Here is a 26,499-nt window from a genome sequence, read left to right as displayed (position 1 = left end):
GGGCTTCCTGGGCTCGGGCCTTCCTGGACTCGGGTCGGGCCTTCCCGGGCTCGCGCCTGGTCAGCCCTCCAGAGCGGAGGCGATCCGGTGCAGCACCCCGCCGCCGGTCGGGTGGCGCGGCGCGGTCTCCCGCACGGCCTGCATCCGTTCGCCGATCTCCTGCAGTTCCTTGCGGCCGAGGGCGGAGCGGACCTCCGGAAACCAGTCGCCCTCCTCCTGTTCGATGTGCCGCTCGACGGCGTCGATCAGGACGGCGGTCTTGGCGTCGTAGCCCTCGTCGTCGGGAGTCATCCGGCTCAGCTCCTCGCAGAGCAGGTCGGCGACGTGGTGCTCCTCCTTGGCGCGGTCCATGGCCTCGGCGAGTCCGGGCACCTCCCGGCGGATCCTGGGGTAGAAGAGTTCGTCCTCCAGGTAGGTGTGGACGGTCAGCTCCTCCACGATCCGTTCGACCTTCTCGCGACGCGCCTGTGCGCCGCCTTCGCCGTCGCCTTCGACGAGCCCCCGGTACTCGCGGAACAGACGGCGGACTTCCTTGTGGTCCTCGCGCAGCAGGACGATGGCATCGTTGGACATCGCTCGCCTCCTTCTCGGCGCTGTTCCCCGCCGCCCCGGCGTGTCCCCGGGCGGACCGCTGCCAAACGCCGCCGCGCGACGGGTGTGGCGGGGCCGGTCGTGGGCACCTGCCCGGTACGTCCCGGTTGGAACGACCACCGGGACGGCCAACGTCACCCGGGCGGGGCGCGCGATGCGCGATGCGCGATGCGAACGGCCGGTCCGCGGCCCGGCCGCGGACCGCGCGGGCAGCCGAGGCCACGAGGCGGACGTCCCGTTGCCGGGCCGGTCCGTGACGACCGGCGACGACCGGCCGAGCCGTCGGCCGATCGCGATCCGGGCACCGTACGGCGGTTGGCCCCGAGCGGACCGGGCAGGCGTCCGGGTTCAACCGCCTCCCGCAGTCGGACGGAGACCACCATGAACGGTGCCGAGGACTTCCCGAACCGGTTGTGCGCCGAGCACCGGGCCATCGACGCGCTGCTGCGGCAGCTGGACCGGATCGCCACCCGCCGCGGTACCGACGACGAGGCGCTGCGCCTGCTGGACTCGCTGCGGCGGATCGTCGACCCCCACCTGGCGTCCGAGGAGCAGCACCTGTACCCGCTGGCGCGTCGGTCCCTGCCGACGGGTGCGGCGCTCGCGGACGCCGCTGTCCGCACCCATGAGGCGATCCGCCGGCTGCTCGACCGGGCGGACGACGGCCGCCTCACCCCCACCGAACGGCGCCACGCGGTGTCCGTCCTGGTCGTGGTGGTCCGGGCCCACCTGCGCGGCGAGGAGGAGCAGTTGTTCCCCGCCCTGCGGGCCGGCGGCGCGCCGGAGGAGCTGCGCCGGTGCGAGCGCCGCCTGCGCGGGGCGGGTTCGCCGGGCTGATCGAGCGTCACCGTTCCGGTCCGCGTTCCGGCCGGTGACCACCGGTCAGTTCTCGTCCCGGTCCCCGCCCCCGTAGCGCTCGCGCCACTCCCGGGCGCGGGCGTTGTGCCACTCCACGCCTTGGACCGCCTGGTGCTCGGACAGGCCGGTCATGCGCGCGACCACGCTGAGCGGAACGGGCTCGTCGACGTCGGCGAGCGCTCGGCTGACCTTGCCGGCCCACTGCTCCTGGGGGACGAACCGGCGGCGCCGGTACTCCTCGATCAGGGTGGCCAGGTGGTCGACGGAGCAGGCCAGGAGCACCCGCTTGCCGTCCAGGTCGGGGTCGGTGGCGTGCAGCGCAGAGGAGTCCGGCACCAGGGCGCCGAGCAGGTCGGCGTCGGGGACGGCCCGTCCGCACTGGTCGCACAGGTCGAGCGGTTCCGCATCGTTCCCGGCCTGGTCGCCCGCCGGGGGTCCGAGGTCCTCCATGCCGCGCGCCTACCCCGCCGGGCCGGGGCCAACCCGTCGGGGCGCAGGACCCGCCACCGGCGGCCCGTCCCGCGCGGCCCCACTCACCGGTTCGAGCACACCGGTTCGTGCACACCCCTCGCACACGTCCGGCGGCTCCCGCCCCGGGAGGGGCCGGAACCGCCGGACCTGCCGGAACGGGCTCAGCGCGGATTGATCCGCCCGCGCCAGCCGCCCTGCTCCATGCCTCGGTGCTCGATGAACTCCTTGAACCGCTTCAGGTCGCCCTTCACCCGCCGGTCGACCATGCCCATCGCGTCACCGGCCTTCTCGACCATGCCGTCCGGCCGGTAGTCGATGGCCATGTTGACCCGGGTGCGTCCTTCGGTGAGCCGCTGGAAGGTCACCACGCCCTTCTGGTCCACCTCGCCGTCCGTGGTCCGCCAGGCGATCCGCTCGTCCGGCAGCTGGTCGACGATCTCGGTGTCGAACTCACGGGTGATGCCGCCGATACTGGTGCGCCAGTGGTTGTGGCGCTCGTCCAGCTGGGTCACCGACTCGACGCCCTCCATGAAGCGCGGGAACTCCTCGAACTGGGTCCACTGGTTGTAGGCGGTGTGCAGCGGGACCTCGACGTCGACCGACTCCTTCACCATGCTCATGCGGGCCTCCTCGCTGGGAACCGGCCGGGTGTTTCCCGGCCGCCCGCGCGTCTGCCCCGACGGTGCCGGCGTAACCGCGGCGGGGCCGGACGGGTGCGACCGGCATCGGGACGACGATCACGGCGACGGGCACCACCGGGACCGCCGGCGCCGGCAGCCCGATGGCGGCGGCCGACCACGGCCCCGGGCCCTGCGCACCCCGCACGCCTACCCGGACCGCCGCGTCACACACCCCGCAGCGGGTTTGACCGGGCGGTACCCGGCTAGCCGCCCGGTATGGACATCTCACCCCTGCACACCCACCCCTGGTCCCGCCGGCTGCGCCGCGCGCTGGAGACGCCGGAGCACTGGGACGTCCTGGACGCCCCGGCCGGGAACCTCGCCCGCGCGGTGGAGGCGCTGCCGCTCGGGCCGTACCGGGACACCCTGCACGGCGTGTGGCTCGGCCACCCGCTCCACCCGGCGCTGGTCCAGTTCCCGCTGGGCTGCTGGACGTCCGCCGCCCTGCTGGACCTCACCCCGGGCGGCCGCCGGTCGGCCGGCACCCTGGTGGCGGCCGGGCTGCTGGCCGCCGGGCCCGCGGCGCTCGCCGGCTGGGTGGACTGGGCCCGGCTCGATCCGCCGCGCCGCCGCACCGGTCTGGTGCACGCGCTCTCCAACACCACCGGTGTGCTGCTGTACGCCGGGTCGCTGCTGGCCCGTTGCCGGGGGCACCGCGCCCGGGGCCGGCTGCTCGGCCTCGCCGGGCTGACCGCGGTCTCGGCCGGGGCGGCGCTCGGCGGGCACCTGTCCTACCGACTGGCCGCCGGGCCGGACCGGGCCGCGGCCGTGCCCCGGCTGGCCCCGGCCGACTGGGTCGGCCTCGGCGCCGTGGAGGACTTCCCGCCCGACCGGGCCGTGCGCCGGACGGCCGGCGAGCTGTCCGTGGTCGTCGTCCGGGACGGCGAGCTCTGTCACGTCCTGGCCGAGCGCTGCGCGCACCTGTCCGGGCCGTTGTCCGAGGGCACCGTCGCCGACGGTTGCCTGCGCTGCCCGTGGCACGGCAGCGAGTTCCGGCTGCTCGACGGCCAGGTGGTGCACGGCCCGGCCACCGCGCCGCAGCCGGTGCTGGAGACCCGGGTGCTCTCGGGCCACCTGGAGGTGCGGCTGCCCGGAGCCGGCTGACCCGCTGTCACCAGGGCCGTCACCGGGGCCCTCACCAGGGGGCACCGCCCCGACCGGTCGGCACCGGACGGCGTTTCACCCCGACGGCCGGGGGCAGCCGCCCGGGAGCACCACAGGAGGAGCCATGACCGCCGCCGTCCCCGATCTCCCGCCGCACGCCGACGCACCGGAAGGCAGGTGGCGCCCCGGGATCCGGGTGGCGGCCGTCGTCGCCGGGCACGTCCGCGTCCGCCACCCGGCCGCCCCGGCGGCGCGCAGCCAGGTGCGGCTGCTGCTCCGACCGCCCGGGGTGTACCGCCCGCAGGGGGACACCCGTTTGCTGGCCTCGTGCGTGCGCCGGGAGCGTCTGGACGCCTCCGGCCGGGTGCTCGACCTCTGCACCGGCACGGGGGCGGTCGCGCTCGTCGCGGCGCGGACCGGGGCCCGGGTGACCGCGGTCGACGTGTCCGCCCGCGCCGTGGCCACCGCTTGGGTCAACGCCCGGCTGCACCGTCGCCGGATCCGCCTGCACCGGGGCGACCTGCTGGCCCCGGTGGCCGGCGGGCGCTTCGACCTGATCACGGCGAACCCTCCGTACGTCCCGGTCGACCCCGCCGCGGGAGCCGGCGGCCGCGGGGCCGCGCTGGCCTGGGACGCCGGGCCGGACGGCCGGCTCGTCCTGGACCGGATCTGCCGGACGGCCCCCGGTCTGCTCGCCGCCGGCGGGGTGCTGCTGCTGGTGCAGTCCGCGCTCGCCGACGTCCCCGCCACCCTGGCGCTGCTGCGCGGGGCGGGGCTGCGGGTGGAGGTCGCGGCCCGGCGGCGGCAGGCGTTCGGACCGGTGATGACCGCGCGGGCCGCCCTGTTCGAGCGGCGCGGGCTGATCCGGCCGGGCGAGCGCGAGGAGGAGCTGGTGGTGGTGCGCGGTGTCCGCGACGGCTGACCGGGGGCCGACCAGGGTGGTCGTCGTTCCGGGTGGTCCGCTGCTGGTCGAGGGGCCGGTGGAGGTGGTCCTGCCGGACGGGACGGTACGGGTCTCCGAGCGCCCGGTGGTGGCGCTGTGCGCGTGCCGCCGGAGCCGGACGTACCCGTTCTGCGACACCAGCCACCGCCGTCGCGGTCGGCCCGGACGGGACTCGGAGCCGGGACGCCCGGCCAGCGAGGCGGGACGCGCGGCAGGCGAGCCGGGACGCCCGGCGGGCGGTGCCGGACGCGGCTCAGGCCGGGCCGTCGGGCAGGGGTGAGCGCAGGGAGGTCCGCCCGGCGCGCCAGCAGTCGAGCAGGTGGTCCGCGAAGCGGCCGTCGACGACCTCGGCGGCGGCGATGCCGAACGCCACGTCCCGTGCCGCGGCCGGCTCGGCGGCGACCAGTTCCTCGATGACCCCGCGTCGCACCAGCTGCTCGTGGACGGCGTCCGCCTCGACGTGCTCGCGGTAGAAGAGGGTGCCGTCCGGGCCGCCGCCGAGTCGCTCCAGCGCCGACGCCAGGCGGGCCGAGCCGGGCGAGGAGGTGATCTCGATGGTCGCGAACTGCCCGACCGCCGCGCAGCGCAGTTCCCGGTGCAGGCCGAAGAGCATCATCAGGTTGACCACCGCCAGGCCGGGCGCGGGGACCAGGTCCAGGTAGTGCCGGTAGCCGGGGTCCAGGCCGAAGGCGGTCATCATCCGGGCGAACAGTTCGGCGTGGGCCCGTTCCGGCCGTCCGGCGCCGTACTCGTCGAAGAGGATCGCCATCAGCGCCGCCTGCGCGGGGCCGTGGATCCTCGGCAGCATCCACAGCTGCGGGTCCGCCTCCTTGAGGTGGTAGAGCGACCGGTGCACCAGGTATTCGCGGGCGTGCCGGAGTTCGCCCTCGGCCAGCAGGAAGTGCGAGGGCCCGGTGCCGTCCGGGGGCTCCGTGAGCAGGCGCTCCAGGGCCTCCCCCAGGGGTGCGACGGGCTCCGCCTCGGCGCGGACCTCGGCGAGGAACGGGCGCTCCAACGACCGTCGCAGTGACAGCAGTTCGGGCTCCCACTCCCACCCGTCGGCGACGCCGGGAAGGCCCCGGTCGTGGAGTTCGTAGCAGAGGTACAGCGCGAGCTGGTGGTCCTCGCTCCAGGGGTGGGTGAAGGGGCCGGGCGGCGCGAGCAGGCGTCCGGCGCCGGGCGGCCCGGCGGCCGCCAGGCCGAGCACCGCCGCGGACAGCGGGCCGCGCGGGGAGGGCGGGGCGCCCGTCGCCCGCCCGGCCTGCCGGTCCACTCCGTCCCGCAGCCGCCCGTCCATGCCTTCGGCCTCCTCGCCCTGCCCGTGCCCGTGCGTGCCGTGCCGCCCGTCTGCCCGCCTGTCCGTGTTGTGCCGCCCGTCTGTCCGCCTGCCCGCCCGTCCGTCCGGGGGGTGCGGCGGACGGACGGGCTCAGGCCGGTTTCTCGGGGCCGTCGTCCCAGCCGGGCGCGTCGAGGTCGTCGAGCTGCTCGCGCAGGCGGTTCAGCGTCGCGGTGAGCAGCCGGGAGACGTGCATCTGGGAGACGCCGATCCGGTCGGCGATCTGGGACTGGGTGCAGCCGTCCCAGAAGCGGAGCTTGAGGACGGTCTGTTCCCGGTGCGGCAGTTCGGCGAGCAGCGGGCGGACGGCGGTACGGAAGTCGGCGAGTTCGATGCCGGGGTCGCAGCCGCCGAGCCGGTCGAGCAGGGCGCTGCCGGTGTCGTCGGTGTCCTGCTCGCGCAGGGCGTCCAGGGAGTTGGGGCGGTAGACCCGGCCCGCCATCAGGCCCTCGGTGGCCTGTTCGACGGTGAGGTGCAGGCCCTCGGCGATCTCCTCGGGGTCCGGCAGCCGGCCGAGTTCCTGTTCCAGCCGGTCGGATCCGCGGGCGACGGTGAGGTACAGCTCCTGCATGCTGCGCGACACGCGCACCGGCCAGGAGGTGTCGCGGAAGAACCGCTTGATCTCGCCGGTGATGGTGGGGATCGCGTAGGTGATGAACTCGACGCCGCGCTGCGGGTCGTAGCCGTCGACGGCCTTGATCAGGCCGATGGTGCCGACCTGCAGGATGTCGTCCATGTCCTCGGCGCGGTGCCGGAAGCGGGCGGCGATGAAGCGCACCAGCGGCATGTTGAGTTCGATGATCGTGCCGCGGACGTAGCTGTAGGCGTGACTCTCGCGGGCGAGGCCGGCCAGTCGCTCGAACAGCGCGTCGCTGAGTGCGCGGGCCTCGGTCTTGCCCATCGCCCGCAGCTCGGCGGTGGTGGGCCTGGGCGGGATGTCGGGCGGGATGTCGGGGGGCTGGTCAGGGCGGGTGACGACATCCGGGTCGGATGTCTGCAGTCGGATGGACACTTGATGTCTCCTGGGCAACGGGGTCGCCCGGTGGCGCGTGCGGTGCGAACCCGCTCGCCTTCGGGGCTTCTTCCCCCAGGACCTGTGCCCTGCTTGTTCAAGCGCGGTCCCGGTGGCACCCGGGCGGGTGCCGGGGCGGCCGGATCCGGTCCCGGCCGCCGCATGGGTGTTCTACCCGACATACGACAGTGAATTCATGTTTGGTTCGTTTTCTTCTGATCTGTCCGGGTAGGCGCGGGCACACCGACGGTCACGAGAGGAGGGCGTCATGCCCCGAGGATCCAGCCCCAAGCGGGAGCGCCAGTACGAGCACATCAAGGAGAGCGCGCTCGACCGCGGCGAGAGCGAGAAGCGGGCCGAGGAGATCGCCGCCCGGACGGTCAACAAGGAGCGGGCCCGGCACGGCGAGTCGGAGACGGCCAGCCGTACCTCGACGGAGGACGTCTCCTCCGGCCACCGCGGCGGGAAGCGCTCGCACAGCGGTGCCCAGGGGCCGACCTACGACCAGCTGTACAACGAGGCCAAGCACCGCAACGTCAAGGGCCGTTCGAAGATGAACAAACGCGAACTGGCACACGCCCTCGGCCACTGACCGGCGCCGTCCGGGGCGCGGCAGGGCGTCCCGGACGGCCGCCACCGAAGATCCGTCGCCTGTGACGTTTCGGCGCCACCGGCCCGGCAAGACGCCCGTCATGCGGATCCACGAGCCTCCGGGCCCCCCGGCCACGGCCGGGGCCGGGCCCGGACCGAAGCACGTCCCGGGCCCGGCCGTCACCACGCCCGCCCCGGCGCAGCGGACGGCCGCTGCGCCCGGGACGGCGCCGCCGCGCGCCCTGCCCACCGTCGGGGTGGAGGAGGAGTTCCTGCTGGCCGACCGGCGCACCCGGCTGCCCGCCGAACGCGCGCCGCAGGTCATCGCGGACGCCGCGGGCGAGCTGGGCGAACAGGTGCAGGCCGAGTTCTTCCCCGTCCAGGTCGAGGTGTGCACCCGGCCCGCCACCCGGCTCGACGAGCTGGCCGCCGACCTGGTCCACCTGCGCGCGGTGGTCGCCGCCGCGGCGGCCGAGGCGGGTTGTCTCCTGGTCGCCTCGGGCACGCCGGTGCTGAGCAACCCGCGGCCGGGCCGGGTCACCGACGATCCGCGCTACCGGGAGATGGCGGCCCGCTACCGGAGCGTGGTCGACGGCTACGGCGGCGCGCTGTGCGGCTGTCACGTCCACGTGGGGACGGTGAGCCGCGGACGGGCGCTGGCGCTGGCCAACCACCTGCGTCCCTGGCTGCCGGTCGTCCAGGCACTCACGGTCAACTCCCCGTTCGCTGAGGGCCGGGACAGCGGCTTCGCGAGCTGGCGCTCCGTCCGCTGGGCGCGCTGGCCCACCGTCGGCCCGGCCCCGGTGCTGGACGAGGAGCAGTACGAGTCCGTGGTGGCCGCCCTGGTGCGTTCCGGGGTGCTTCTCGACCGGCGGATGGTGTACTGGTACGCCCGGCCGTCGGAGCACGTCCCGACGCTGGAGGTGCGGGTCGCCGACGTCAACGCCGACCTGCGGACCGTCCTGCTGCTGGCGGCGCTGCTGCGCGGGCTCGCCAGCGTCCTCCTCGACGAGATCGACGAGGGCCGACCCGCTCCGGCGTGCCCGGCCGGCCTGGTCCGCGCGGCCCACTGGCAGGCCGCCCGCACCGGCCTGTCCGGGGACGGCATCGACCCGCTCACCGGACGGTACACCCCGATGGCCGCGCTGGCCGACCGTCTGCTGGAACGGGCCGCCCCCGGCCTGGCCGCCGCCGGTGACCTGACCGCGGTCGAGACCGCGCTCGGCCGGATCCACCGGCGGGGCACCGGGGCCGACCGCCAGCGGCGCGCCCTGCGCCGCCACGGCCGGCTGACCGCCGTGGTCGACGAGCTCGCGGCGCTCACCCTCGCGGCGCCCTGAGGCGGTCGCGGCGGTGGACCCGACGGAAGCGCGGCGGCGGATCGCCTTCCTCCTGGAGTGGAACGGCGCCTCGCCCTACCGCGTCCGCGCCTTCCACACGGCCGCCGACGCCGTCGGGGACCTGCCACCGGGGCCGGTGAGGCGTCGAGCCTGGCCCGGCGGTCCGCCGAGGTGGCGCTACTCCTTCGCGGCGGCCGACCCGTCCGGCGCGGTCGGTACGGCCGGGGGCGGGAGCGGCGGGAGTGCGTGGGCGGAGAGCACGGCGTTCGCGAACTCCGGGCGGTCGACGGGCAGTCCGTGCCGGCCGAAGAGGGCGAACAGCTCGGCGAGGGCGCGCGGTTCGACTCCGCGCGGCCGGTCGTCGTCCGTGATCGTGAGTTCGCCGAGGAACGGGCCGCAGAACCGGCCCGGCGGGTCGACCAGGCGCAGCCGGAGCCGGACCTGGTGGGCGCTGGTCTCGGGCTCCTCGGCGAAGTCCATGGCGATGCCGCCGATCTGCGACCAGGTGTAGTGCTTGGGCACGAGCAGGCGGACCACGGTGAGGCCGGTCTCCTCCTCCCGCAGCCAGAACGTGCGCGGCCCGCCGACGGCCGCGGCGGCGGCGATCGCGGCGCCGATCAGCAGGGTCGGCCCCACGCCCGCGGCGCCGGTCCCGCTGAGCACGATCACCGCGATCAGGGCGAGCAGACAGCCGACCCCGATGGCGTCCACCCGGCGTCGCATGAACGCCAGCCGTACCGTCGTCATCCCGCCCCCCTTCCCCGCGCGTGCTCCCAGCCTCGCGGCCGGCGCGCGGCCCGGACAAGCGGGCCGCCGGAGCTGTGACGGGCCCGTGACGAACCGACCCTGCGTGCGCCGCCCGTCACCTCCCGCGCAGGCGCCGGACCAGGTCCCGCGCGGCGGCGGGCCAGCTCGGGTACGCGAAGTCGAAGCCCGCGTCGAGCAGGCGGGTCGGGACGACCCGGCGGCTCTTCAGCAGCAGTTCGGACTCCGATCGCAGGGCGAAGGCGCCGATCTCGGCCATCCAGCGCGCGGCGGGCAGGGCCAGCGGCATGCCCCAGGCGGTGCGCAGGTCGCGCATGAACTCGCGCTGGGGCAGCGGGTTCGGCGCGGCGAGGTTGACCGGGCCGGTCAGCTCCTCGTGCGCGATCAGGAAGTCCACGGCGCGGGCGAAGTCGCGTTCGTGGATCCAGGAGACGTACTGCGCGCCGCCCGCGATCGCGCCGCCGGCGCCGAGGCGGGCCAGCCAGGAGAGCGAGTCGAGGGCGCCGCCGCGTTCCGGGCCGAGGACGACGGCGGTGCGCAGGGCGAGCTTGCGGGTGGCCGGGGTGTCGGCCTCGCTCTGGGTGTCCTCCCAGGCGCGGGCGATGTCGATGCTGTACCGCCAGGAGGCCGGGGCGTCGGGTTCGGCGCCGCCGATCAGGCCGTCGTGCTCGCCGTTCGGGGCGTCGTGGCGGTGGGCGTAGACAGTGGCGGTGCTCATCTGCAGCCAGACCGCAGGCGGGCGCCGGGCGGCGGCGATCGCCTGGCCGACGGCGCGGGTGGAGAGGACCCGGGAGTCCATCATCTCGCGCCGGTTCTCCTCCGTGTAGCGGCAGTTGACGCTGCGCCCGGCGAGGTTGACCACGACGTCGCTGCCGTCGACCTCCTCCGCCCAGGCGCCGAGCGTTCGCCCGTCCCAGCCGACCTGCCGGGGTCGGACGGGCCTGCGGCTCAGGGTGACCACCCGGTGTCCGGCAGCGGTCAGGCTGCGGTCGAGCAGCGCGCCGAGCGCGCCGGATCCGCCGGGAATGACGATCTTCATGCGTTCCCCCTCATCTCCGCGGACCAGCGTAGCCCAGGGTTCTGAACGCGTTCAATTACTTCGCCCGCCGATCCCCGCCGGGCGGCGTCTCCCCGAAGTCGTCGGGCTGGTTCCACGGGTCGGGTCGGAGCAACAGCGGCAGGTCGGCGGGGAGTCGGGCGCGCAGTTCCGTCCCGTCGGCGAGCAGCAGCGACCGGTGGACGGGGGCGAGCCGGCGGAAGACGTCCTGGAGGGGGTGCCGGCCTCGGCGTCCACCGCCAGCGGGGTGCCGTCGCGGCGCGGCGGGCGCCGGTCAGGAGGCGCCGAGCAGGTCGGCCCAGTCGGCGGGGACCCGGCCGGCGGGGCCGGGCACCGGCTGGTCGGCCGGGTGGCTGTGTGACGGTGCCAGCTCGGGCCCGGTCTCGAAGTACTCGGACGTGTCGTAGTTCCAGAACCACGTCTCCCCCGGCTCGAAGCTTCGGATGACCGGGTGGCCGCTGGCTCTGGCGTGGGCGGTGGCGTGCTTGGCGAGCGAGTCGTCACAGCAACCGATGTGCCCGCACAGGGCGCAGCGTCGCAGATGGACCCACCAGCCGCCGGCCTCGTCGCATTCGACGCAGCCGGTGCCGCTGGGCGGGACGAGTGCGTCGAAGGCGCTCTCGGGAATCACGGGCCGTCCTCCTGTGGTCGTGGCTCTTGCCGCTGTCGGCAACGGTGGTCTCCGGGTCCTGCCGATCATCTCCCGGTCGTGGGACTTCCGCTGCGTGAGCCCGGCGGAGGTGGTCCGGGCCCCGGCCGGCAGGACGCGGGCCGGCCGGGCAACGGAGCGCGAGCCGGTCACGCCAGGAAGGCGAGCAGGTGCTCGTTGACCTCGTCGGCGTACGTCCAGCACAGGCCGTGGTCGGCACCCTCGATCGTCACGTACCGGCTGTCCTTGATCAGCTCGTGGCTGCGCGGGCCGCAGGCGTCGATCGGCAGAATGCGGTCCGCGGTGCCGTGCAGGATCAGCACCGGGATGTCGATCTTGGGCAGGTCGGCACGGAAGTCGGTGTGCCAGGTGGCCACGCAGGCGATCGTCCCCGCCGGGGAGGCGCCGACGGCGGTGTTCCAGGCGTCCTGCACCGCCTCGGGGCTGATCCGGCTTCCGAGCGTCAGGTCGAGGTTGTAGAAGTTCTTGTTCCATTCGGTGAAGTACGCCTGGCGGTCGGCGGTGAGCCCGGCCGCGATGTCGTCGAACACCTGCTGGGGCACTCCCTGGGGCGTCTCGTCGGTCTTCAGCAGGTACGGCGGCACGCCGGAGACGATGACCGCGCGGCGGATCCGCCCGGAGCCGTGGTTGCCGAGGTAGCGGGCGATCTCGCCGCCGCCCATGGAGTGGCCGACCAGGTCGGCGTCCCGCAGGTCGAGCGCGGTCAGCAGCTTGTCCAGATCGGCGGCGAAGGTGTCGTAGTCGTACCCGGTCGTCGGCTGGCCGGAGCGCCCGAAGCCGCGCCGGTCGTAGGTGATCACCCGGTGCCCGGCGGCCAGCAGTGCACGCTCCTGGCGCTCCCAGGCACGGCCGCTGAGCGGGAAGCCGTGGATGAGCACGACGGGCCGGCCCGCGCCGTGGTCCTCGTAGTACAGGTCGATCGGAGCGGAGTTCTCCTGGCCGACGTTGACGAAGGGCATGATCGGTCTCCTGGATCTGGGAGGTCGGTCCCGCCGGTGGGACCGCGGGATTCACGAAGAGGGGTTCGAGCGGGCGCAGGCGCCAAGAGCCGGTCGCGCCGCTTCCTTCGCCGGGATTCCACCGAATCCCGCCCGCCGGAGTTCCGCAACCGGTGACGGCGGCCGGCACGAGGGCGGGAAGGCCCGCCGGGCCCCGGCCCTGCCGGTGGCGTCCCCCGACGGTGGCACGCTGGTGTCCGAAATGTCGTCGGCGGACCACGGATCGGGGATCATGGTGGCATGACCGAGCGTGAGGCCGTCGGGTGCTCTTCTGTGCTGGGCCGTCCACGGGGCGACCGGTCGCCCCGCCCTGCGGCGGGGACGACGGAGCGGTCCGGCCGGTGAGCGCCGCGGAGAACCCGGCGGAGGGGCTGACGCTGGAGGCTCTGCTCAGCAGGTCTCCGCTGGGACTGCACATCTTCGACGCCGACCTGCGGCTGGTGCGGAGCAATCCGGCGACGGCCGGCATGCGGGGGCGCGATGTCCGGGACCTGGTCGGTCGCCCGCTCCGGGACGTGTTCCCGCTGGAGGACCCGGATGCCGTGGAGGCCCTGGCACGCTCGGTGCTCACGGACGGGCGGCCCGTGCTGGAACGGCGCATCCGGGCTTTCACCGACCCTCCCCCGGCGCCGACGCGCACGTACTCGGTGTCGTTCTTCCGGCTGCGGTCGCAGGAGGGGACGCTCCACGGGGTGGCCGTGACCGTGGTGGACGTGACGGAACTGGCGGTCGCGGAGGCGGGCGCGCAGGTCCTGGGCGCGACACGGGCGCAGGTGGGTGCCTCGCTGGAGGCCGTCGACATCTGCCGGGAACTGGCCGACGTCCTTGCGGCCGGCATGGCCGATTCAGTGGTCGTGGAGGTCGTCGACGCCCTGATGACCGGCGACGATCCCCCGCTCTTCCCGCCGCCGGGGTACGTGGCCCTGCACGGCATGGCGGTGGGACGGCGCGGCAGCGACCGCTCGGGCGGGCCGCTCGGGTCCTCGCACGTGCCGGACGCGGCGTCACCCTTCGGGCTGGCGCTGACGCGGGGCAGGCCGGTCACGGTCAGGCCGACCGGCGAGGACGCCTGGCTGCACGCCACCGCCGACCACGCCGCGGCACTGCGCGGGGCGACGCCCGTCGCCGTACTGGTGGCGCCCTTCATCCTGCGGGGCACGCTCCTGGGCCTGCTGACCCTGTACCGGTGCGAGGGCTCCCCCGCGTTCACCGACGAGGACGCGGAACTGGCCGCGACGGTCACCGACTACGTCGCACTGTGCCTGGACAACTCACGCCGCTACACCCGCGAGCACGCGGTCGCCGCCACGGTGCGGCGACGGTTCCTGCCGCGGGCACCGCAGTCCGCCGCCGGCCTGGAGATCGCGCAGGGGCACCTGCCGACGCATCGGGCCGGCGGTGGCTGGTACGACGTCATCCCCCTGCCGGGCGCCCGCACCGCGCTCGTCGTCGGCGAGGTCCACGGCGACGACGACGTCCACCGCGACGGCGAGGCCCACGGCGACGGCGAGGTCCGCGGCGACGGGATCCACACCGCCGCGACGATGGGCCAGTTGCGCACCGCGCTGCGCTGCCTGGCCTCCCTCGACCTCGAACCGGACGAGCTGCTGGCCCGCCTCGACGAGACCACGCGGCAGCTGGCCGCGGAACGCCGCGCGCTGCCGGCCGCCGACCCGCTGCGGGACCGGGCGCTGACGGCGAGCTGTCTCTGCGCGGTCTACGACCCGGCTTCCGGCAGCCTCACCGCGGCCCGCGCCGGCAACCCCGGCCTGGTCCTCGTCTCCCCCGACGGGGCCCTCACCGAGGCGGACCTCCCGGAGGGACCCACCCTGGGAACCTCCGAGACCGCCCCCTTCGCCGCGAGCCGGATGTCCGTCCCCGACGGCACCGTGCTGGCGCTCACCACACCGGCCCTGTACGCCGCCCTCGGCGCCCGGGGCCTGCACGCCCGCCTCGTGCCCGGCGGCCGCCCGCTGCGCGACCAGTGCGACGAACTCCTGCTCGCGTCGGGCGACGCCGGGCAGGCGGGGGCGGTGGCCCTGCTCCTGGGCCGGGCCGCCGGGCTGGCCCGCGACGCCGCCGTGGAATGGGTCCTGGACGCCGACGAGCAAGCCCCCGCCCGGGCCCGTTCGCTGGTGCGGGCGCAACTGGGGCGTTGGGGGCTGCCCGAGGAGGCCGTGTACGCCGCCGAGCTCGTGGTGAGCGAGCTGGTGACCAATGTGGTCCGCTACGGCGATCCGCCGTGCCGCCTACGCCTGATCCATGCCGACAGCCTGAGCGTCGAGGTCAGCGACGGCGCGGACACCAGCCCCCACCTCCGCCACGCCCGGACCACGGACGAGTGCGGCCGCGGGCTCTACATCGTGTCGCAGCTCGCGGACCGCTGGGGCGTCCGGTTCGCCACCACCGGAAAGACGGTGTGGGTCGAACAGGCCTTCGGAGACGGAGACGAACAGCCCGCATCGTGACGGCGGTCCGGCGGTTCGCCCACCGCCCGGCACCCGGCACCCGGCACCCGGCACCCGAACGGCCCCGGGCACGCCGCGGGCCGGGACGGCCGCCGGGTTCAGCCCCGGGCGGGGTGGGTGAGAGCGTCCCAGGCGTGGTAGCCGCCGATGAGGTCGGAGGTGTCGGCGCGGCCGTGGTGGCGCAGCAGGCTGGCGGCGATGGAGGAGCGGTGGCCGCCGGCGCAGTGGACGACCAGGGGGCGGCCGGTGGGGATCTCGTCCAGGCGGCGGGGGAGGTCGGCCAGGGTGATGTGCAGGGACCCTTCGATGGCTCCTGATTCGCGTTCGCTGCAGCTGCGCACGTCCAGGACGGTGGGGGGCTGCGCGCCGGCGAGTGCGGTCCGGAGCTGGTCGGCGGTGAGGCGGCTGGCGGGGGTGATCTCGTCGGCGAGGGCGGGCAGGGCGGTGCCGGGGTTGCGCAGGTAGCCGGCGATGCGGTCGAAGCCGATGCGGGCGAGGCGGGTGACGACCTCGTCCTCGCGGTCCTGCGGCGCGATGATCGCGATGGTGGAGTCGGGGGTCAGGACGGTGCCGGCCTGTTCGGCGAAGCGGCCGTCGATCGGGACGTTGACGGCGCCGCGGATGTGTCCCGCGCCGAAGTCCTGGGGGCTGCGGGCGTCGAGGACGACGGCGCCCGCGGCGCGGACCTCCCTGAAGCCTTCGGGGCATAGGGGGCGGTCGGCGTTCGTCCGGTCGAGCAGCGGGCGGTCCTGCCGGTTGAGGGCGGCGTCGTGGCCGAAGTAGGCGGGGGCGGCGGGCTGACCGGCGGCGACGATGCGGACGAAGGCGTCCTCGTCCATGGGCTGACAGGCGTAGTTGGTCTGGCGCTGTGCGCCGATGGTGGACTGCTTCTCGGTGGAGAGGCTCTTCCCGCAGGCGGAGCCGGCGCCGTGCGCGGGGAAGACGCGGACCTCGTCGGGCAGGGCCATCAGCTTGCGGTGGACGCTGTCGTAGAGCATGGCGCCGAGCTCCTCGGCGGTGACGCCGGCGGAGGCGAGCAGATCGGGGCGGCCGACGTCGCCGATGAACAGGGCGTCGCCGGTGAGGACGCCGTACGGGACTTCGTCGGTGGCGTGCTCGTGGACGAGGATGCTGATCGACTCGGGGGTGTGCCCGGGGGTCTCCATGATCTGCAGGGTGACGTCGCCGAGGGGGATGCGTTCGCCGTCGGCGAGGGGGCGGATGGGGTACTCGGTCTCGGCCCGCCGGCCGTAGCCGATCCAGGCACCGGTGCGGGCGGCGAGTTCGAGGTGGCCGGCCAGGAAGTCGGCGTGGAAGTGGGTGTTGATCACGCCGACGACGGTCAGGCCGCGCGCCCTGGCGTCGGCGAGGTACTCGTCGACGTCCCGGCGGGGGTCGACGATCACGGCCTGGCGGGTGGTCTCGTCGGCGATCAGGTAGGACGCCTGGGAGAGGCAGTCGAGGTAGTACTGGCTGAAGATCACGGGGTGTCTCCTCGTCGGGTCTGACAAGCCGGCCACGCGTTCGACGGGTGGCCCTCCTGGAGGCGTCGGGCGCCGGGACGGCGGTCGCGATACCCCCCTCGGTATTCCTTCCGGCATGCGGTGGCCATGGAGCCGATACCGGCGGGGGTATCGCCGAACAGTTTCGATAATACCCCCGGGGGTACTATGGTGGCGCCGAGGGGGACCGGCCGCCGCCACCGAAACCAGGTACGGGCGGGGCCGAGGAAGCGCCGACACCGCCGCCGCACCGGGCCGCACGGCCCGTACGGGCGGCCGCGACACCCCCCGCTCCGCCCGGACTCACGTGCCGTCCGGCCCGCACCACTGGAGACTCCCTTGCCTCAGCTGCCGCCCGCCCTCGGGCACCCCGCACCCCACCCGGACACCGACCGGGCCACCCCCGTCCAGGCCCGGGAGCTCGCCCGCACCGGCGACGCCGTCCTGCTCGACGTCCGGGAGGCCGACGAGTTCGCCGCCGGCCACGCCCCGGGCGCGCTGCACCAGCCGCTGATCGCCCTGGCGGCGGGCGCCCCGCTGCCGCCGGCGGCCACCGGACGGACGGTGCTCGCCCTCTGCCGCTCCGGGCACCGCTCCCGGCACGCGGTGGAACTGCTCGCGCAGCGCGGCGTCCGGGCGGTGAACGTCACGGGCGGCATGCGCGCCTGGGCCCTGGCCGGGCTGCCGGTCACCACCCCGGGCGGCGAAGCCGGGCGGGTGGCATGACCTCGCTGCTGCTGGCGCTGGCCGCCGGCGCCGTGGTCGGGCTCGCGCTGGGCGGGCTCGGCGGGGGCGGCAGCATGCTCGCCGTGCCCGCCCTGGTCTACCTGCTGGGCTTCAGCCCGGCGCCGGCCACCACGGCCGCCCTGGTGATCGTCGCCGCGACCTCGCTGACCGGGCTGCTCGCCCACGCCCGGGCGCGGCGGGTCCACTGGCGCACCGGCGCACTGTTCGCCGCCGCCGGACTGCCCGTGGCGGCCGCCGCCGGGGCGCTGTCCGCACACCTGCCGGGCGCGCTGCTGACCGGCGCCTTCGCGGTACTGGCGGCGCTCGCGGCCTGGCGGATGCTGAAGCCGGCCAAGTCGGACGCGCAGGAACGTTCCGCCGCAACGCCCGGACGCTCGACGGCGGCGGGCGCCGGGCTCGGCGCCGTCACCGGCCTGCTCGGCGTCGGCGGCGGATTCCTGGCCGTCCCCGCCCTGGTCTCGGTGCTCGCCCTCACCATGGCCGAGGCGGTCGGCACCAGCCTGCTGGTCATCAGCGCCAACTCCCTCGCCGCCCTGCTGCCCCGCCTCGGCGCGACCGGCGCCATCGACTGGGCCGTGGCCGCGCCCTTCACCGGGGCCGCGATCCTCGGCGCCTGGGACGGCAAGCGGCTCGCCGACAAGCTCGGCGGACGCACCCTGCAGAAGGCCTTCGCCGTCGCCCTGCTCGGCGTCGCGGCGCTGATGCTGATCACCTCGCTGAGCTGATCACCCCGCGGAGCCGGGCACGGCCGCCGAGCCGGGCACCGCGCCCAGCCCGCCATCAAGACCCCCCTCCCCCTCCCCCGCGACCCGCCCCGGGCCGCGACCACCCCCGCCCGAAGGACCCCCATGACCACGCCGCTGACCGTCGAGCAGCTCAAGCCCCGCCTCGGGCAGCTCACCCTCATCGACGTCCGCTCCCCCGGCGAGTACGCCGCCGGCCACATCCCCGGCGCGCTGAACATCCCGCTCGACCGGCTGGACGGCGCCCTGCCCGCACTGCGCGACGCCGCCGAGCAGCACGAACTCGCCGTCGTCTGCGCCGCCGGGCCGCGCGCCGAGCAGGCCTGCCGCCGACTGGCCGACGCCGGCATCCCGACCCTCACCCTGTCCGGCGGCACCAACGCCTGGTCCGGCGCCGGGCAGGCGCTGGACCAGGCGCCCGGCGCCCGTAGGGCCTGGGCGATGGACCGTCAGGTACGGCTGGTGGCAGGATCGTTGGTCCTCGCCGGGCTGCTGCTCGACCTCGTGCTGCCGGGTGCCCGCCGGTTCTCCGCAGCCGTCGGCGCCGGGCTGGCCTTCTCCGCGCTGACGAACACCTGCGCCCTGGGCACGATGCTCGCCAGGCTCCCGCACAACCGCCCGCGCACCGGCGGCCCCACGCTGGACGACACGCTCGCCGCCCTCGGACGCTGAGCCCGGACCGCGTGCCGGGCGACGGCCCCTGCCCACCCCCGTCGGGCAGGGGCCGTCGCCGCGCCGCGCAGCCGGTGCTGTCCGGGCCGTTGACGCGGGCTTGTCTGACCATGTGAAATGTCACCCATCACATGCGACCTGTTGCGCATCGATTTGAACGTTCAAACGCCTGGCAGTCAACCCACCCGACGGAAGAGGACCCGCCATGCCGCCCCGTGCCCGCACCCGCGCCTTACCGTCCGGTCTCCTGCTGCTGGCCGTCCTCGCCGCCCAGGCCCTCGGCGGCCCACCCGCGTTCGCGGGCGACCAGGCGCCCGACCGGGCGCCGCTCGTGGACGGCGGCAGCTACCTTCTCGGCTCCGCCCTGGACGGCAGCTGCCTCGGCCCGCAGTTCGCGCAGTCCGGCCCCGACCCGGTGCCGGTCGTCGGCGCCCACTGCCAACGGCTGCTCAGCCAGCGCTGGCAACTGCGCGGCACCGGGGGCGAGTTCCTGATCGTCAACGCCGCGAGCGGCCGCTGCCTCACCCTCGACGGCCCGGGCCGCCCACCCACCACCGCCGACTGCGGCACCTCCCCCGACGCCGAGCGCTTCACCGTCTCCCGCGGACCGCAGGGCACGTACACCCTCGCCGCGCGCGGCACCGGCTCCTGCCTCAGCGCCGGACAGGAAGCCGGGACCGGACGGCCTGCGGCGCGCGGCCGCTGCGACACCCGCCCGGCCCACCGCTGGACCCTCACCCGCACCGAGCCCCTCGCGCTCGCCAACCCCGGCTTCGAGCAGGGCGCCGACGGCTGGACCCTCACCGAGCACACCGGCATCGCCACCAACAACCCGCACGGCGGCACCCGCCTCGCCTACCTCGACGCCGGCTCCGGCTACTCCGTCACCCACCGGACGACCGCCGTCACCGCCGGCGGCTACGACCTCTCCGCCTGGATCGCGACCGGTGCCGCCGGCGGCACCCTCGCGGTCCGCGTCAACGGCGCCGTCGTGCGCTCGCTCACCCTCCCCGAGCAGCCCACCTACGCCAAGTACAGCCTCCCCCGGATCCGGGTCGCCGCCGGCGACCGCATCGACCTCACCATCGGCTCCTCGCCCACCGGTTGGGTCAACGTCGACGACGCCGCCGTCGCCCCGTCCGCCCCGAACGACCCGGTCGCCAGCTCCTCCGACCCCGAGGTCGTCGCGCTGTTCGACTGGGCCAAGACCAAGGCCAACAGCTGGGTGCAGCAGGCCGGCGCCACCGGCGTCCTCGACATGGACGAGAACCACCCCGGCGGCACCGGCAGCACCACCTACGACGCCACCTACTGGGCCGGCTACCCCTTCCGCTCCGCCTTCTACAGCCGCGACTTCGCCCACCAGCTGGTCGGTGCGCACCTGCTGGGCCTCGACGCCGAGAACAAGACCATGCTGCGCGGCTTCGCCGCCTCCGCCACCGAGGCCAACGGGCTGTACCCGGTCTGGGCGCTCGACTTCGACGCCCGGACGTACGGCGCCATCGACTACCGGAGCCCGGCCAGCTTCGTCCGCGAGCTGCCCGCGCCCTTCGAGCTGGTCCAGAAGGCCGGCGAGGCCTACCGCTGGACCGGCGACCGCGACTACGCCGACGACGCGACGCTCGGCGCCTACGTCCGCAACACCCTGGGCCCGTTCATCGCCCGCCACCCCGGCCCGATCGACAACGGCGGCCTGCCGATCCCGCAGGCCACCAGCCGCAGCATCTTCGCCGGCACCGCCGGCTACGCCGAGAACGCCACCGGCACCTACGCCGAGGCCGGCGACGCGCTGGGCGCCCAGTACCAGGCCTACCTCGCCGCCGCCACGCTCGCCGACGCCCGGGGCGACGCCGCCTCGGCCGCCGGGTACCGCCGGGCCGCCGAGGCACTGCGCACCTACGTCAACACCACCTGGAGCGTGGACCCCGGCCGGCCCGGCGAGGTGGTGCACGGCTACGACACCGCCGGCACGCCGATCACCGGCTGGGGCTACGAGGCGAGCGTGCTGATGCCGGTCAAGCAGCTGCTCGACCCCGGGCCGCGCCGGGACGGCCTCCTCGCCGCCATCGACGCCGCCGACTCCGGCCCCGAGCGCTCGGCCAACCTGGAGGCCTACACCTACCTGCCGGACGCCTTCTTCGCCGGCAACGACGGCGCCACCGCCTGGAAGTGGATGCGCTACGTCTACGAGAACGCCGGCGAGCAGCACGCGAGCGGGCGGATGCTCAACGGCGACTACCCCGAGGTCCCGTTCACCCTGCTCGCCCAGACCGTCCAGGGCCTGCTCGGCGTCGAACCGGACGCGGCCGCCGGCACCCTCGCCACCACCTCCCGGCTGCCCGCCCCGACGGGCTGGCTGCAGGTCGCCGGCATCCCGGTCGGCGACGGCACGGTGACCGTCCGCCACGACGGCGAGCGCGCCAGCACCGTCACCAACACCGGTGCGAAGACGCTCACTTGGGAGGCCCGCTTCCGGGGCCGGCACGCGCACCTCACCGTCGACGGCAAGCCGCGGGACGCCCGCACCGAGGTCGTCGACGGCGTCACCTACACCTACGCCACCGTCACCCTCGCCCCCGGCCGGTCCGCGACCGCGGCCGTCACCGACTGACCCCCACACCGCACCACCCGCGGCCGGCCGGCCCCACCCGGCCGGCCGCGGCTCCCCCGCACCTCCCGACCGACCGTCACACCGCCCCCACACCCGCCCCCACACCCCAGGAGAGCGCGCATGCGCCGAACCCCCCGCCGCCTGGCGGCCACCCTCCTCTCACTCGCCCTCGCCACCGCCGGCCTCACCGCCCTCGGCCTCGGCACCGCCCCCGGAGCCGCCGCGCTCGGCAACGGCCCCGCCCTCACCCCGCCGATGGGCTGGAACTCCTGGAACTCCCTCGGCACCGAGGTCACCGAGGAGCAGGTCGTCCAGACCATCGACTTCATGGCCGCCAACGGCCTGGTCTCGGCCGGCTACGACACCGTCACCATCGACGACGGCTGGTCGCTGTGGCACCGCGACGGCCAGACCACCGACCTGGTCCGCAACGCCGACGGCGGTCTGCAGCTCTACGACGCCGCCGGGAACCCGGTCGGCGGCAGCGACGGCGCCGGAAACGACCCCACCAGCGGCCACCTCGTCCCGCGGCCCGACCACTTCCCCGCGCAGAGCGTCGACGGCCGGACCGTCAACGGGATCGAGTACCTCGCCCGGTACGCCCACGACAAGGGCATGAAGTTCGGCCTCTACGCCACCGACACCTACCTCACCTGCCAGATGCACCCCGGCAGCCTCGGCCACGAGAGCACCGACGCGGCCGACTTCGTCGCCTGGGGCGTCGACTTCGTCAAGTACGACGACTGCCCGTACGGCCCGAAGATCATCGGCCCGGACGGGCACGACTACGGCACCCAGGGCGAGGGCAAGGAGCTGACCCGCTCCGTCTACGCCCGGGTGCAGACCTTCCAGCGCGCCCTCGACGTGGCCTCCGCCGCGCAGGGACGGCCCAGGGTCACCCTCAGCGTCTCCGCCCAGCCCGTCCACACCGGCGTCCCGTACCTGCTGGCCGCCGACGACCCGGCCCGCACCGACCCGGTCGTCCTGGCCGCCGGCACGGCCCCCTTCCAGGCGCCCGGCTACGCGCCCACCGGCATCTGGTGCGGCCAGGTCGCCCACCTGTGCCGGATCGGCGGCGACCGGGACAGCGAACTCGACGGGGTGCTCTGGAACGGGCAGTTGCAGACCGCGCTGCAGTACCCGGACAACGTCCGACCGGGCAGCTGGAACGACCTGGACATGATGTTCACCGGCTGGCAGGACGTCTACGGCCTCTACGGCACCACCGACACCTGCACCTGCCACAAGCCCTTCACCGACGACGAGTCCCGGACGGAGACCTCGATCCTCGCGATGCTCGCCGCGCCGCTGATCTCCGGCGCCGACCTGCGCACCGCCGCGCAGTCCGGGCACAGCGCCGACGGCTACACCTGGTCCACCGGGATCAGCGCCGAGAGCCTCGCGATCCTGAAGAACCGCGGGGTGATCGCCGTCGACCAGGACAGCCTGGCGAAGCCCGCCACCCTGGTCGGCGCCAGGCCGGCCGACGGGCGGGCACCGGTCGTGCTCAAGCGGCAACTGGCCGGCGGCGACACCGCCGTGCTGCTGGTCAACCAGGACCCGACGGCCGCCCGGACGGTGAGCACCAGCCTCGCCGGACTCGGGCTCGGCGGCGCCGCCTACCGCGCCGAGGAGCTGTGGACCGGCGCGAGTTCGACCGTCACCGGCCCGCTCGGCGGCACCCTGCCGCCGCACGGGGCGGCGCTGTACCGGCTCACCGCGCAGACCGGCGGCGGGGCGTCGGGCGTGGTCGACGACGGCCGGTACCACGCGCTGACCACCGGCGGCTTGGCGATGGGCGTCTCCGGCTCCTGCGCCTCGCCGCTCACCTCGATCGCGGACGTCGAGCCGCCGCGCGGCGGCGACCCGGCGCAGCAGTGGGTGTTCACCACCAACCCGGACGGCACGGTCCGGATCACCGACGGCTGCGACACCCCGACCCACCGGCACACCGTGCTGTCCGCCGGGGCCTCCGCCGGCAACAGCGCCTACCTGCTCGACCTCGCGCCCGGCAACCCCTGGCAGGAGTGGCGGGTGACGCGGGCCCCGGCCGGCGGTGCCCTCACCGTCACCAACGTCGCCACCGGGCTCGACCTCGGCGTCGGCTCCGCGGCCGCGGGCACGCCCGTCACCACCGACCCGCCTGCCGGGCGGAGCTGGACCGTCGCCTCCTGAGCCCGCGCTACCGGGCGCCGGACCGCCGCACCACGCGGGCGGCCGGCGCCCGGACCAGCGCCGCCACGCTCAGGCCGAAGATCAGCACGCCCAGCGGGACGTGCACCGACGGCACGTGCGCGATGCCCAGGACGACCTGCGCCGAGGCCAGCACCAGGAAGCCGACGGCGTGCAGGACCGGCCGCGGCGACCCGCCGCCCGGCCGCCACGCCAGGACCGCGGCGAGCACGTACAGCATCGACGCCCCGTACATCACCCGCGCCCCGACGCCGTGCACCACCTCGGCGGAGGAGGTGGACAGCAGCAGGCCGGCCGTGACCGCCTGGAAGAAGACGGCCGCGGTCTGCAGGGCGATCGCGGCCCTCAGGAAGGTGACGCCCCGCCGGGTCGCCGCCGTGCTAGCCGTCGTCGCCGTGGTCATGATGCGCTCCCCTCTGCCGCCCCGCGGCAGTGATCGTCGATGTCTCGATCAACCGACGATGTGGGGGCCCCGAGTGTGAGGCGGGGTTTCCGGTGTCACACTCCGGTGCGCCGTTCGGTCGTAACGGCGAGAGCGGCAGGAGCCGTCCGCACGAGCGCCGTGCGGGCGGCGGCGGACGAGACGAGCCAGGGAGCGGCCCCGATCATGACCACCCCATCCGAGCCGGGGCACCACCCGTCCGAACCGGACCCGAGCGCGATCGTCGGCGAGCGGCGGCAGCTGATCAACCTCGCCTACCGGCTGCTGGGTTCGCTGGCCGAGGCCGAGGACGCCGTGCAGGAGACGTACACCCGGTGGTACGCGATGCCGCCGGAACGGCAGCGGGCCGTCGCCTCGCCCGGTGCCTGGCTGACGACGGTGGCCACCCGCGTCTGCCTGGACCTGCTCGGCTCGGCGCGGGTGCGGCGCGAGCGCTACGTCGGGGAGTGGATACCCGAACCGCTGCCCGACCGCGCCGAGTGGATCGGCGGGCCGGGCGGCGGCCACGAGGAGCCGACCGACCCGGCCGACTGGGTCACCCTGGACGAGTCGGTGAACATGGCCTTCCTCGTCGTCCTGGAGGCGATGACCCCGGCCGAGCGGGTGGTGTTCATCCTGCACGACGTTTTCCGGTACCCGTTCCCTGAGGTCGCCGAGATCGTCGGCCGCACCCCGGCGGCCTGCCGCCAGCTGGCCACCTCGGCCCGACGGCGGGTGCGCGCCGCGCAGGCGCCGACCGCCCCCAGGGCCGGACAGGCCGGTCTGGTACGGCACTTCAAGGAGGCCTGGGAGGCCAGGGACATCGCGGCGCTGGTCGGCCTGCTCGCCCCCGACGCCACGATGACGGCCGACGGCGGCGGCACGGTCGGCGCCGTCCTGCGGCCGGTCGTGGGCGCCGACCCGATCGCCCGGTACGTGGTCCGGATCGCCGACATGGCCCCCGGGCTCACGCTCCTCGAACGAACCGTCAACGGCAGCCCCGGCCTGGTCGCCCAACGCGCCGGCCGCACCGCGACCGTCGCGGCCTTCGAGGTGGACGGCGGCCGGATCACCCGGATCTGGGCGGTCCGCAACCCGGAGAAGCTGCGCCCCTGGACGGAGGACGCGCGGCGCGCCCACTGAGGCGCCGCGCCGGGGTGCGCCGCGGCGGCGCACACCGAACGCACCGGTACAGCGATCGCACCGGCACACCGAACACACCGGCCCGCCGAAGCCGCCGACGCGTCGAAGCCGCGGGGTGCGCCCCGGTTGTCCGTCCCTGGTGGCAGGCTGGGGGGCATGTGCGGCCGCTTCGTCTCCACCACCACGCCCCAGGACCTCGTCTCGCTGCTCGGTGAGCTCCGCTGGGACCCGGCCGAGACCTTCGCGCCGAGCTGGAACGTCGCCCCCACCGACCCCGTCCCGGCCGTCCTGGAACGCGTCGACCGGGACACCGGCGAGGTGCTGCGGCAACTGCGCCCGCTGCGCTGGGGCCTGGTGCCGTCCTGGTCCAAGGACGCGTCCGGCGGTGCCCGCATGATCAACGCCCGCTCGGAGACCGTCGACACCAAGCCCGCCTTCCGCAAGGCCTTCACCGCCCGCCGCTGCGTCATCCCCGCCGACGGCTACTTCGAGTGGCGGGAGGTGCCCGCCGATGCCGACCGCAAGAAGTACAAGCAGCCGTACTTCCTCAGCACCGGCGGCGTCATGCTGATGGCCGGCCTCTACGAGTTCTGGCGCGACCGCACCCGCGCCGACGACGACCCGCTCGCCTGGCTCGCCACCGCCACCGTCATCACCACCGACGCCACCGACAGCGCCGGCCGCATCCACGACCGGATGCCCCTCACCATCGCCCCGGACGACCTCCCCACCTGGCTCTCCCCCGCCCACACCGACCCGGCCGAGCTCCACCACCTCCTGCGCCGCCCCGCCGACGGCGACCTGCGCGTGCGCGCCGTCGCCCCCACCGTCAACAGCGTGCGCAACAACGGCCCCGAACTGCTGGACACCGCCCCCGACCCGCTGGGCCTCGCGGACTGAGGCCCGGAACGGCGGACGGTCACCGGCCCGGCGGCGGAAATCCGGGTGACCCGGGGGCCGGAGGTTCCTACGATGCCCCCTCATGGACGTCAACGAGCACCTGCTGAACGTGGTCGATGTCGAAGCGACCTGCTGGGAGGGGCAGCCGCCGCCCGGGCAGGTGAGCGAGATCATCGAGATCGGGCTCACCGTCGTCGACCTGCGCGCCCGCACCCGCCTCGCCAAGCACCGGCTGCTGGTGCGGCCGGCGCGGTCGCGGGTGAGCCCGTTCTGCACGGAGCTGACGGGGCTGACGCAGGCCGAGGTGGACGGGGGCCTGTCATTCGCCGAGGCCTGCCGGACACTGGCCGCCCGGCACCGCACCGGCACGCTGCCCTGGGCGAGTTGGGGCGACTACGACCGCAACCAGTTCACCCGCCAGTGCCGGACCACGGGCACGGAGTACCCGTTCGGGCAGCGCCACACCAATGCGAAGGTCGCCTTCACCGCCGCCTACGGCCTGCAGCGGCGCCCCGGCATGGCCCAGGCGCTGACGGTGGCCGGCCTCCCGCTGGAGGGGCGCCACCACCGGGGCGACGACGACGCGTGGAACATCGCCGCCCTGGTCCTGGACCTGGCGGGCCGCGGGGACTGGCCGGGCGGGACGGCCCCGGAGGTGTGAGCCGCTCGGGCGACGGGCGCGA

At 75.2% G+C, this 26,499-nt stretch carries 26 protein-coding genes and 1 pseudogene; 15 read left to right on the top strand and 12 right to left on the bottom strand.

Annotated features, from left to right (window positions below; genetic code table 11):
- Window positions 1-60 precede the first annotated feature (60 nt).
- Complete coding sequence (locus tag ACIGG8_RS35495) at window positions 61-573, bottom strand: hemerythrin domain-containing protein (protein WP_396552747.1); 513 nt, start codon at window positions 571-573, stop codon at window positions 61-63.
- Window positions 574-972: 399 nt separating this feature from the next.
- Between ACIGG8_RS35495 and ACIGG8_RS35490 the strand changes: the two genes are divergently transcribed.
- Window positions 973-1,428 carry a hemerythrin domain-containing protein gene (locus ACIGG8_RS35490; RefSeq protein ID WP_396552746.1) on the top strand — a complete coding sequence of 152 codons (456 nt, stop codon included), beginning with the start codon at window positions 973-975 and terminating at the stop codon, window positions 1,426-1,428.
- A gap of 45 nt (window positions 1,429-1,473) precedes the next feature.
- Here the strand turns inward: ACIGG8_RS35490 and ACIGG8_RS35485 are convergent, their stop codons facing one another.
- A complete protein-coding gene (locus ACIGG8_RS35485) occupies window positions 1,474-1,899 on the bottom strand; it encodes a hypothetical protein (protein WP_396552745.1) in 426 nt (141 codons plus the stop codon).
- A gap of 182 nt (window positions 1,900-2,081) precedes the next feature.
- A complete protein-coding gene (locus tag ACIGG8_RS35480) occupies window positions 2,082-2,540 on the bottom strand; it encodes an SRPBCC family protein (protein ID WP_350523057.1) in 459 nt (152 codons plus the stop codon).
- A gap of 276 nt (window positions 2,541-2,816) precedes the next feature.
- Here ACIGG8_RS35480 and ACIGG8_RS35475 point away from each other — a divergent pair, with 276 nt between their 5' ends.
- From ACIGG8_RS35475 to ACIGG8_RS35465, 3 genes are all read left to right on the top strand, one after another.
- Window positions 2,817-3,704: a Rieske 2Fe-2S domain-containing protein gene (locus tag ACIGG8_RS35475; protein ID WP_396552744.1), complete on the top strand. Its 888-nt coding sequence runs from the start codon at window positions 2,817-2,819 to the stop codon at window positions 3,702-3,704.
- Window positions 3,705-3,828: 124 nt separating this feature from the next.
- Window positions 3,829-4,626 (top strand): HemK2/MTQ2 family protein methyltransferase, encoded by a 798-nt coding sequence (locus ACIGG8_RS35470; RefSeq protein ID WP_396552743.1) that lies wholly within the window; start codon window positions 3,829-3,831, stop codon window positions 4,624-4,626.
- Window positions 4,610-4,927, top strand: coding sequence for a CDGSH iron-sulfur domain-containing protein (locus tag ACIGG8_RS35465; RefSeq protein ID WP_396552742.1), 318 nt, complete (start codon window positions 4,610-4,612; stop codon window positions 4,925-4,927). The genes ACIGG8_RS35470 and ACIGG8_RS35465 overlap by 17 nt, the downstream gene beginning before the upstream one ends.
- On the opposite strand, the gene ACIGG8_RS35460 is transcribed toward ACIGG8_RS35465, so the two are convergent.
- Window positions 4,901-5,944 (bottom strand): iron-containing redox enzyme family protein, encoded by a 1,044-nt coding sequence (locus ACIGG8_RS35460; RefSeq protein ID WP_396552741.1) that lies wholly within the window; start codon window positions 5,942-5,944, stop codon window positions 4,901-4,903. The genes ACIGG8_RS35465 and ACIGG8_RS35460 overlap by 27 nt on opposite strands.
- 130 nt (window positions 5,945-6,074) lie before the next feature.
- Complete coding sequence (locus ACIGG8_RS35455) at window positions 6,075-6,995, bottom strand: SigB/SigF/SigG family RNA polymerase sigma factor (protein ID WP_396552740.1); 921 nt, start codon at window positions 6,993-6,995, stop codon at window positions 6,075-6,077.
- A 268-nt stretch (window positions 6,996-7,263) separates the two neighbouring features.
- Here ACIGG8_RS35455 and ACIGG8_RS35450 point away from each other — a divergent pair, with 268 nt between their 5' ends.
- Window positions 7,264-7,587 carry a plasmid stabilization protein gene (locus ACIGG8_RS35450; RefSeq protein ID WP_396552739.1) on the top strand — a complete coding sequence of 108 codons (324 nt, stop codon included), beginning with the start codon at window positions 7,264-7,266 and terminating at the stop codon, window positions 7,585-7,587.
- Between the two features lie 100 nt (window positions 7,588-7,687).
- Window positions 7,688-8,926, top strand: coding sequence for a glutamate--cysteine ligase (locus ACIGG8_RS35445; protein ID WP_396552738.1), 1,239 nt, complete (start codon window positions 7,688-7,690; stop codon window positions 8,924-8,926).
- 177 nt (window positions 8,927-9,103) lie between these two features.
- On the opposite strand, the gene ACIGG8_RS35440 is transcribed toward ACIGG8_RS35445, so the two are convergent.
- The 5 genes and pseudogenes from ACIGG8_RS35440 to ACIGG8_RS35420 all read right to left on the bottom strand — a co-directional run bounded on the left by ACIGG8_RS35440 (window position 9,104) and on the right by ACIGG8_RS35420 (window position 12,377).
- A complete protein-coding gene (locus ACIGG8_RS35440) occupies window positions 9,104-9,673 on the bottom strand; it encodes a hypothetical protein (protein ID WP_396552737.1) in 570 nt (189 codons plus the stop codon).
- 115 nt (window positions 9,674-9,788) lie between these two features.
- Window positions 9,789-10,730 (bottom strand): TIGR01777 family oxidoreductase, encoded by a 942-nt coding sequence (locus ACIGG8_RS35435; protein WP_396552736.1) that lies wholly within the window; start codon window positions 10,728-10,730, stop codon window positions 9,789-9,791.
- 55 nt (window positions 10,731-10,785) lie between these two features.
- A pseudogene (locus tag ACIGG8_RS35430) lies at window positions 10,786-10,947 on the bottom strand (DUF7003 family protein); the annotation flags it as partial.
- A gap of 75 nt (window positions 10,948-11,022) precedes the next feature.
- On the bottom strand, window positions 11,023-11,379 hold the full coding sequence (locus ACIGG8_RS35425; RefSeq protein ID WP_350523066.1) for a UBP-type zinc finger domain-containing protein: 357 nt from the start codon (window positions 11,377-11,379) through the stop codon (window positions 11,023-11,025).
- A gap of 167 nt (window positions 11,380-11,546) precedes the next feature.
- Window positions 11,547-12,377, bottom strand: a complete 831-nt coding sequence (locus tag ACIGG8_RS35420; RefSeq protein ID WP_350523067.1) for an alpha/beta hydrolase — start codon at window positions 12,375-12,377, stop codon at window positions 11,547-11,549.
- A gap of 380 nt (window positions 12,378-12,757) precedes the next feature.
- On the opposite strand from ACIGG8_RS35420, the gene ACIGG8_RS35415 reads away from it, so the two are divergent.
- A complete protein-coding gene (locus ACIGG8_RS35415; protein WP_396552735.1) occupies window positions 12,758-14,884 on the top strand; it encodes a SpoIIE family protein phosphatase in 2,127 nt (708 codons plus the stop codon).
- 98 nt (window positions 14,885-14,982) lie between these two features.
- Here the strand turns inward: ACIGG8_RS35415 and ACIGG8_RS35410 are convergent, their stop codons facing one another.
- On the bottom strand, window positions 14,983-16,368 hold the full coding sequence (locus ACIGG8_RS35410; protein WP_396552734.1) for a rhodanese-like domain-containing protein: 1,386 nt from the start codon (window positions 16,366-16,368) through the stop codon (window positions 14,983-14,985).
- A gap of 357 nt (window positions 16,369-16,725) precedes the next feature.
- On the opposite strand from ACIGG8_RS35410, the gene ACIGG8_RS35405 reads away from it, so the two are divergent.
- From ACIGG8_RS35405 to ACIGG8_RS35385, 5 genes are all read left to right on the top strand, one after another.
- Window positions 16,726-17,112 carry a rhodanese-like domain-containing protein gene (locus ACIGG8_RS35405; RefSeq protein ID WP_396552733.1) on the top strand — a complete coding sequence of 129 codons (387 nt, stop codon included), beginning with the start codon at window positions 16,726-16,728 and terminating at the stop codon, window positions 17,110-17,112.
- Window positions 17,109-17,858, top strand: coding sequence for a sulfite exporter TauE/SafE family protein (locus ACIGG8_RS35400; protein WP_396552732.1), 750 nt, complete (start codon window positions 17,109-17,111; stop codon window positions 17,856-17,858). The genes ACIGG8_RS35405 and ACIGG8_RS35400 overlap by 4 nt, the downstream gene beginning before the upstream one ends.
- 123 nt (window positions 17,859-17,981) lie before the next feature.
- On the top strand, window positions 17,982-18,548 hold the full coding sequence (locus tag ACIGG8_RS35395) for a rhodanese-like domain-containing protein (RefSeq protein ID WP_396552731.1): 567 nt from the start codon (window positions 17,982-17,984) through the stop codon (window positions 18,546-18,548).
- Window positions 18,549-18,753: 205 nt separating this feature from the next.
- A complete protein-coding gene (locus ACIGG8_RS35390) occupies window positions 18,754-21,159 on the top strand; it encodes an RICIN domain-containing protein (protein ID WP_396552730.1) in 2,406 nt (801 codons plus the stop codon).
- 120 nt (window positions 21,160-21,279) lie between these two features.
- A complete protein-coding gene (locus ACIGG8_RS35385) occupies window positions 21,280-23,334 on the top strand; it encodes an alpha-galactosidase (RefSeq protein WP_396552729.1) in 2,055 nt (684 codons plus the stop codon).
- A 7-nt stretch (window positions 23,335-23,341) separates the two neighbouring features.
- Here ACIGG8_RS35385 and ACIGG8_RS35380 read toward each other — a convergent pair whose 3' ends face one another.
- The gene (locus tag ACIGG8_RS35380) at window positions 23,342-23,755 is read right to left on the bottom strand and encodes a hypothetical protein (protein ID WP_396552728.1); all 414 of its coding nucleotides are present in this window, start codon (window positions 23,753-23,755) and stop codon (window positions 23,342-23,344) included.
- 204 nt (window positions 23,756-23,959) lie between these two features.
- Here ACIGG8_RS35380 and sigJ point away from each other — a divergent pair, with 204 nt between their 5' ends.
- From sigJ to ACIGG8_RS35365, 3 genes are all read left to right on the top strand, one after another.
- Entirely contained in the window at window positions 23,960-24,916 is a 957-nt protein-coding gene (gene sigJ, locus ACIGG8_RS35375; RefSeq protein WP_396552727.1) for an RNA polymerase sigma factor SigJ, read from the top strand.
- A 156-nt stretch (window positions 24,917-25,072) separates the two neighbouring features.
- Entirely contained in the window at window positions 25,073-25,816 is a 744-nt protein-coding gene (locus ACIGG8_RS35370; protein WP_350523076.1) for an SOS response-associated peptidase, read from the top strand.
- A gap of 82 nt (window positions 25,817-25,898) precedes the next feature.
- Complete coding sequence (locus ACIGG8_RS35365; protein ID WP_396552726.1) at window positions 25,899-26,477, top strand: exonuclease domain-containing protein; 579 nt, start codon at window positions 25,899-25,901, stop codon at window positions 26,475-26,477.
- Window positions 26,478-26,499 lie beyond the last annotated feature (22 nt).

It is taken from the genome of Kitasatospora sp. NPDC085464 (assembly GCF_044541955.1).
Lineage (GTDB): Bacteria > Actinomycetota > Actinomycetes > Streptomycetales > Streptomycetaceae > Kitasatospora.
The sequence above is the reverse complement of the archived record's forward strand: the minus strand, read 5'-3'. Positions and strand labels throughout refer to the sequence as shown.

Coding starts and splice junctions, on each gene's coding strand:
- ACIGG8_RS35495 (WP_396552747.1), bottom strand. CDS start 573: ATGTCCAACGATGCCATCGTCCTGCTGCGCGAGGACCACAAGGAAGTC.
- ACIGG8_RS35490 (WP_396552746.1), top strand. CDS start 973: ATGAACGGTGCCGAGGACTTCCCGAACCGGTTGTGCGCCGAGCACCGG.
- ACIGG8_RS35485 (WP_396552745.1), bottom strand. CDS start 1,899: ATGGAGGACCTCGGACCCCCGGCGGGCGACCAGGCCGGGAACGATGCG.
- ACIGG8_RS35480 (WP_350523057.1), bottom strand. CDS start 2,540: ATGAGCATGGTGAAGGAGTCGGTCGACGTCGAGGTCCCGCTGCACACC.
- ACIGG8_RS35475 (WP_396552744.1), top strand. CDS start 2,817: ATGGACATCTCACCCCTGCACACCCACCCCTGGTCCCGCCGGCTGCGC.
- ACIGG8_RS35470 (WP_396552743.1), top strand. CDS start 3,829: ATGACCGCCGCCGTCCCCGATCTCCCGCCGCACGCCGACGCACCGGAA.
- ACIGG8_RS35460 (WP_396552741.1), bottom strand. CDS start 5,944: ATGGACGGGCGGCTGCGGGACGGAGTGGACCGGCAGGCCGGGCGGGCG.
- ACIGG8_RS35450 (WP_396552739.1), top strand. CDS start 7,264: ATGCCCCGAGGATCCAGCCCCAAGCGGGAGCGCCAGTACGAGCACATC.
- ACIGG8_RS35445 (WP_396552738.1), top strand. CDS start 7,688: ATGCGGATCCACGAGCCTCCGGGCCCCCCGGCCACGGCCGGGGCCGGG.
- ACIGG8_RS35440 (WP_396552737.1), bottom strand. CDS start 9,673: ATGACGACGGTACGGCTGGCGTTCATGCGACGCCGGGTGGACGCCATC.
- ACIGG8_RS35435 (WP_396552736.1), bottom strand. CDS start 10,730: ATGAAGATCGTCATTCCCGGCGGATCCGGCGCGCTCGGCGCGCTGCTC.
- ACIGG8_RS35420 (WP_350523067.1), bottom strand. CDS start 12,377: ATGCCCTTCGTCAACGTCGGCCAGGAGAACTCCGCTCCGATCGACCTG.
- ACIGG8_RS35400 (WP_396552732.1), top strand. CDS start 17,109: ATGACCTCGCTGCTGCTGGCGCTGGCCGCCGGCGCCGTGGTCGGGCTC.
- ACIGG8_RS35395 (WP_396552731.1), top strand. CDS start 17,982: ATGACCACGCCGCTGACCGTCGAGCAGCTCAAGCCCCGCCTCGGGCAG.
- ACIGG8_RS35390 (WP_396552730.1), top strand. CDS start 18,754: ATGCCGCCCCGTGCCCGCACCCGCGCCTTACCGTCCGGTCTCCTGCTG.
- ACIGG8_RS35385 (WP_396552729.1), top strand. CDS start 21,280: ATGCGCCGAACCCCCCGCCGCCTGGCGGCCACCCTCCTCTCACTCGCC.
- ACIGG8_RS35380 (WP_396552728.1), bottom strand. CDS start 23,755: ATGACCACGGCGACGACGGCTAGCACGGCGGCGACCCGGCGGGGCGTC.
- sigJ (WP_396552727.1), top strand. CDS start 23,960: ATGACCACCCCATCCGAGCCGGGGCACCACCCGTCCGAACCGGACCCG.
- ACIGG8_RS35370 (WP_350523076.1), top strand. CDS start 25,073: ATGTGCGGCCGCTTCGTCTCCACCACCACGCCCCAGGACCTCGTCTCG.
- ACIGG8_RS35365 (WP_396552726.1), top strand. CDS start 25,899: ATGGACGTCAACGAGCACCTGCTGAACGTGGTCGATGTCGAAGCGACC.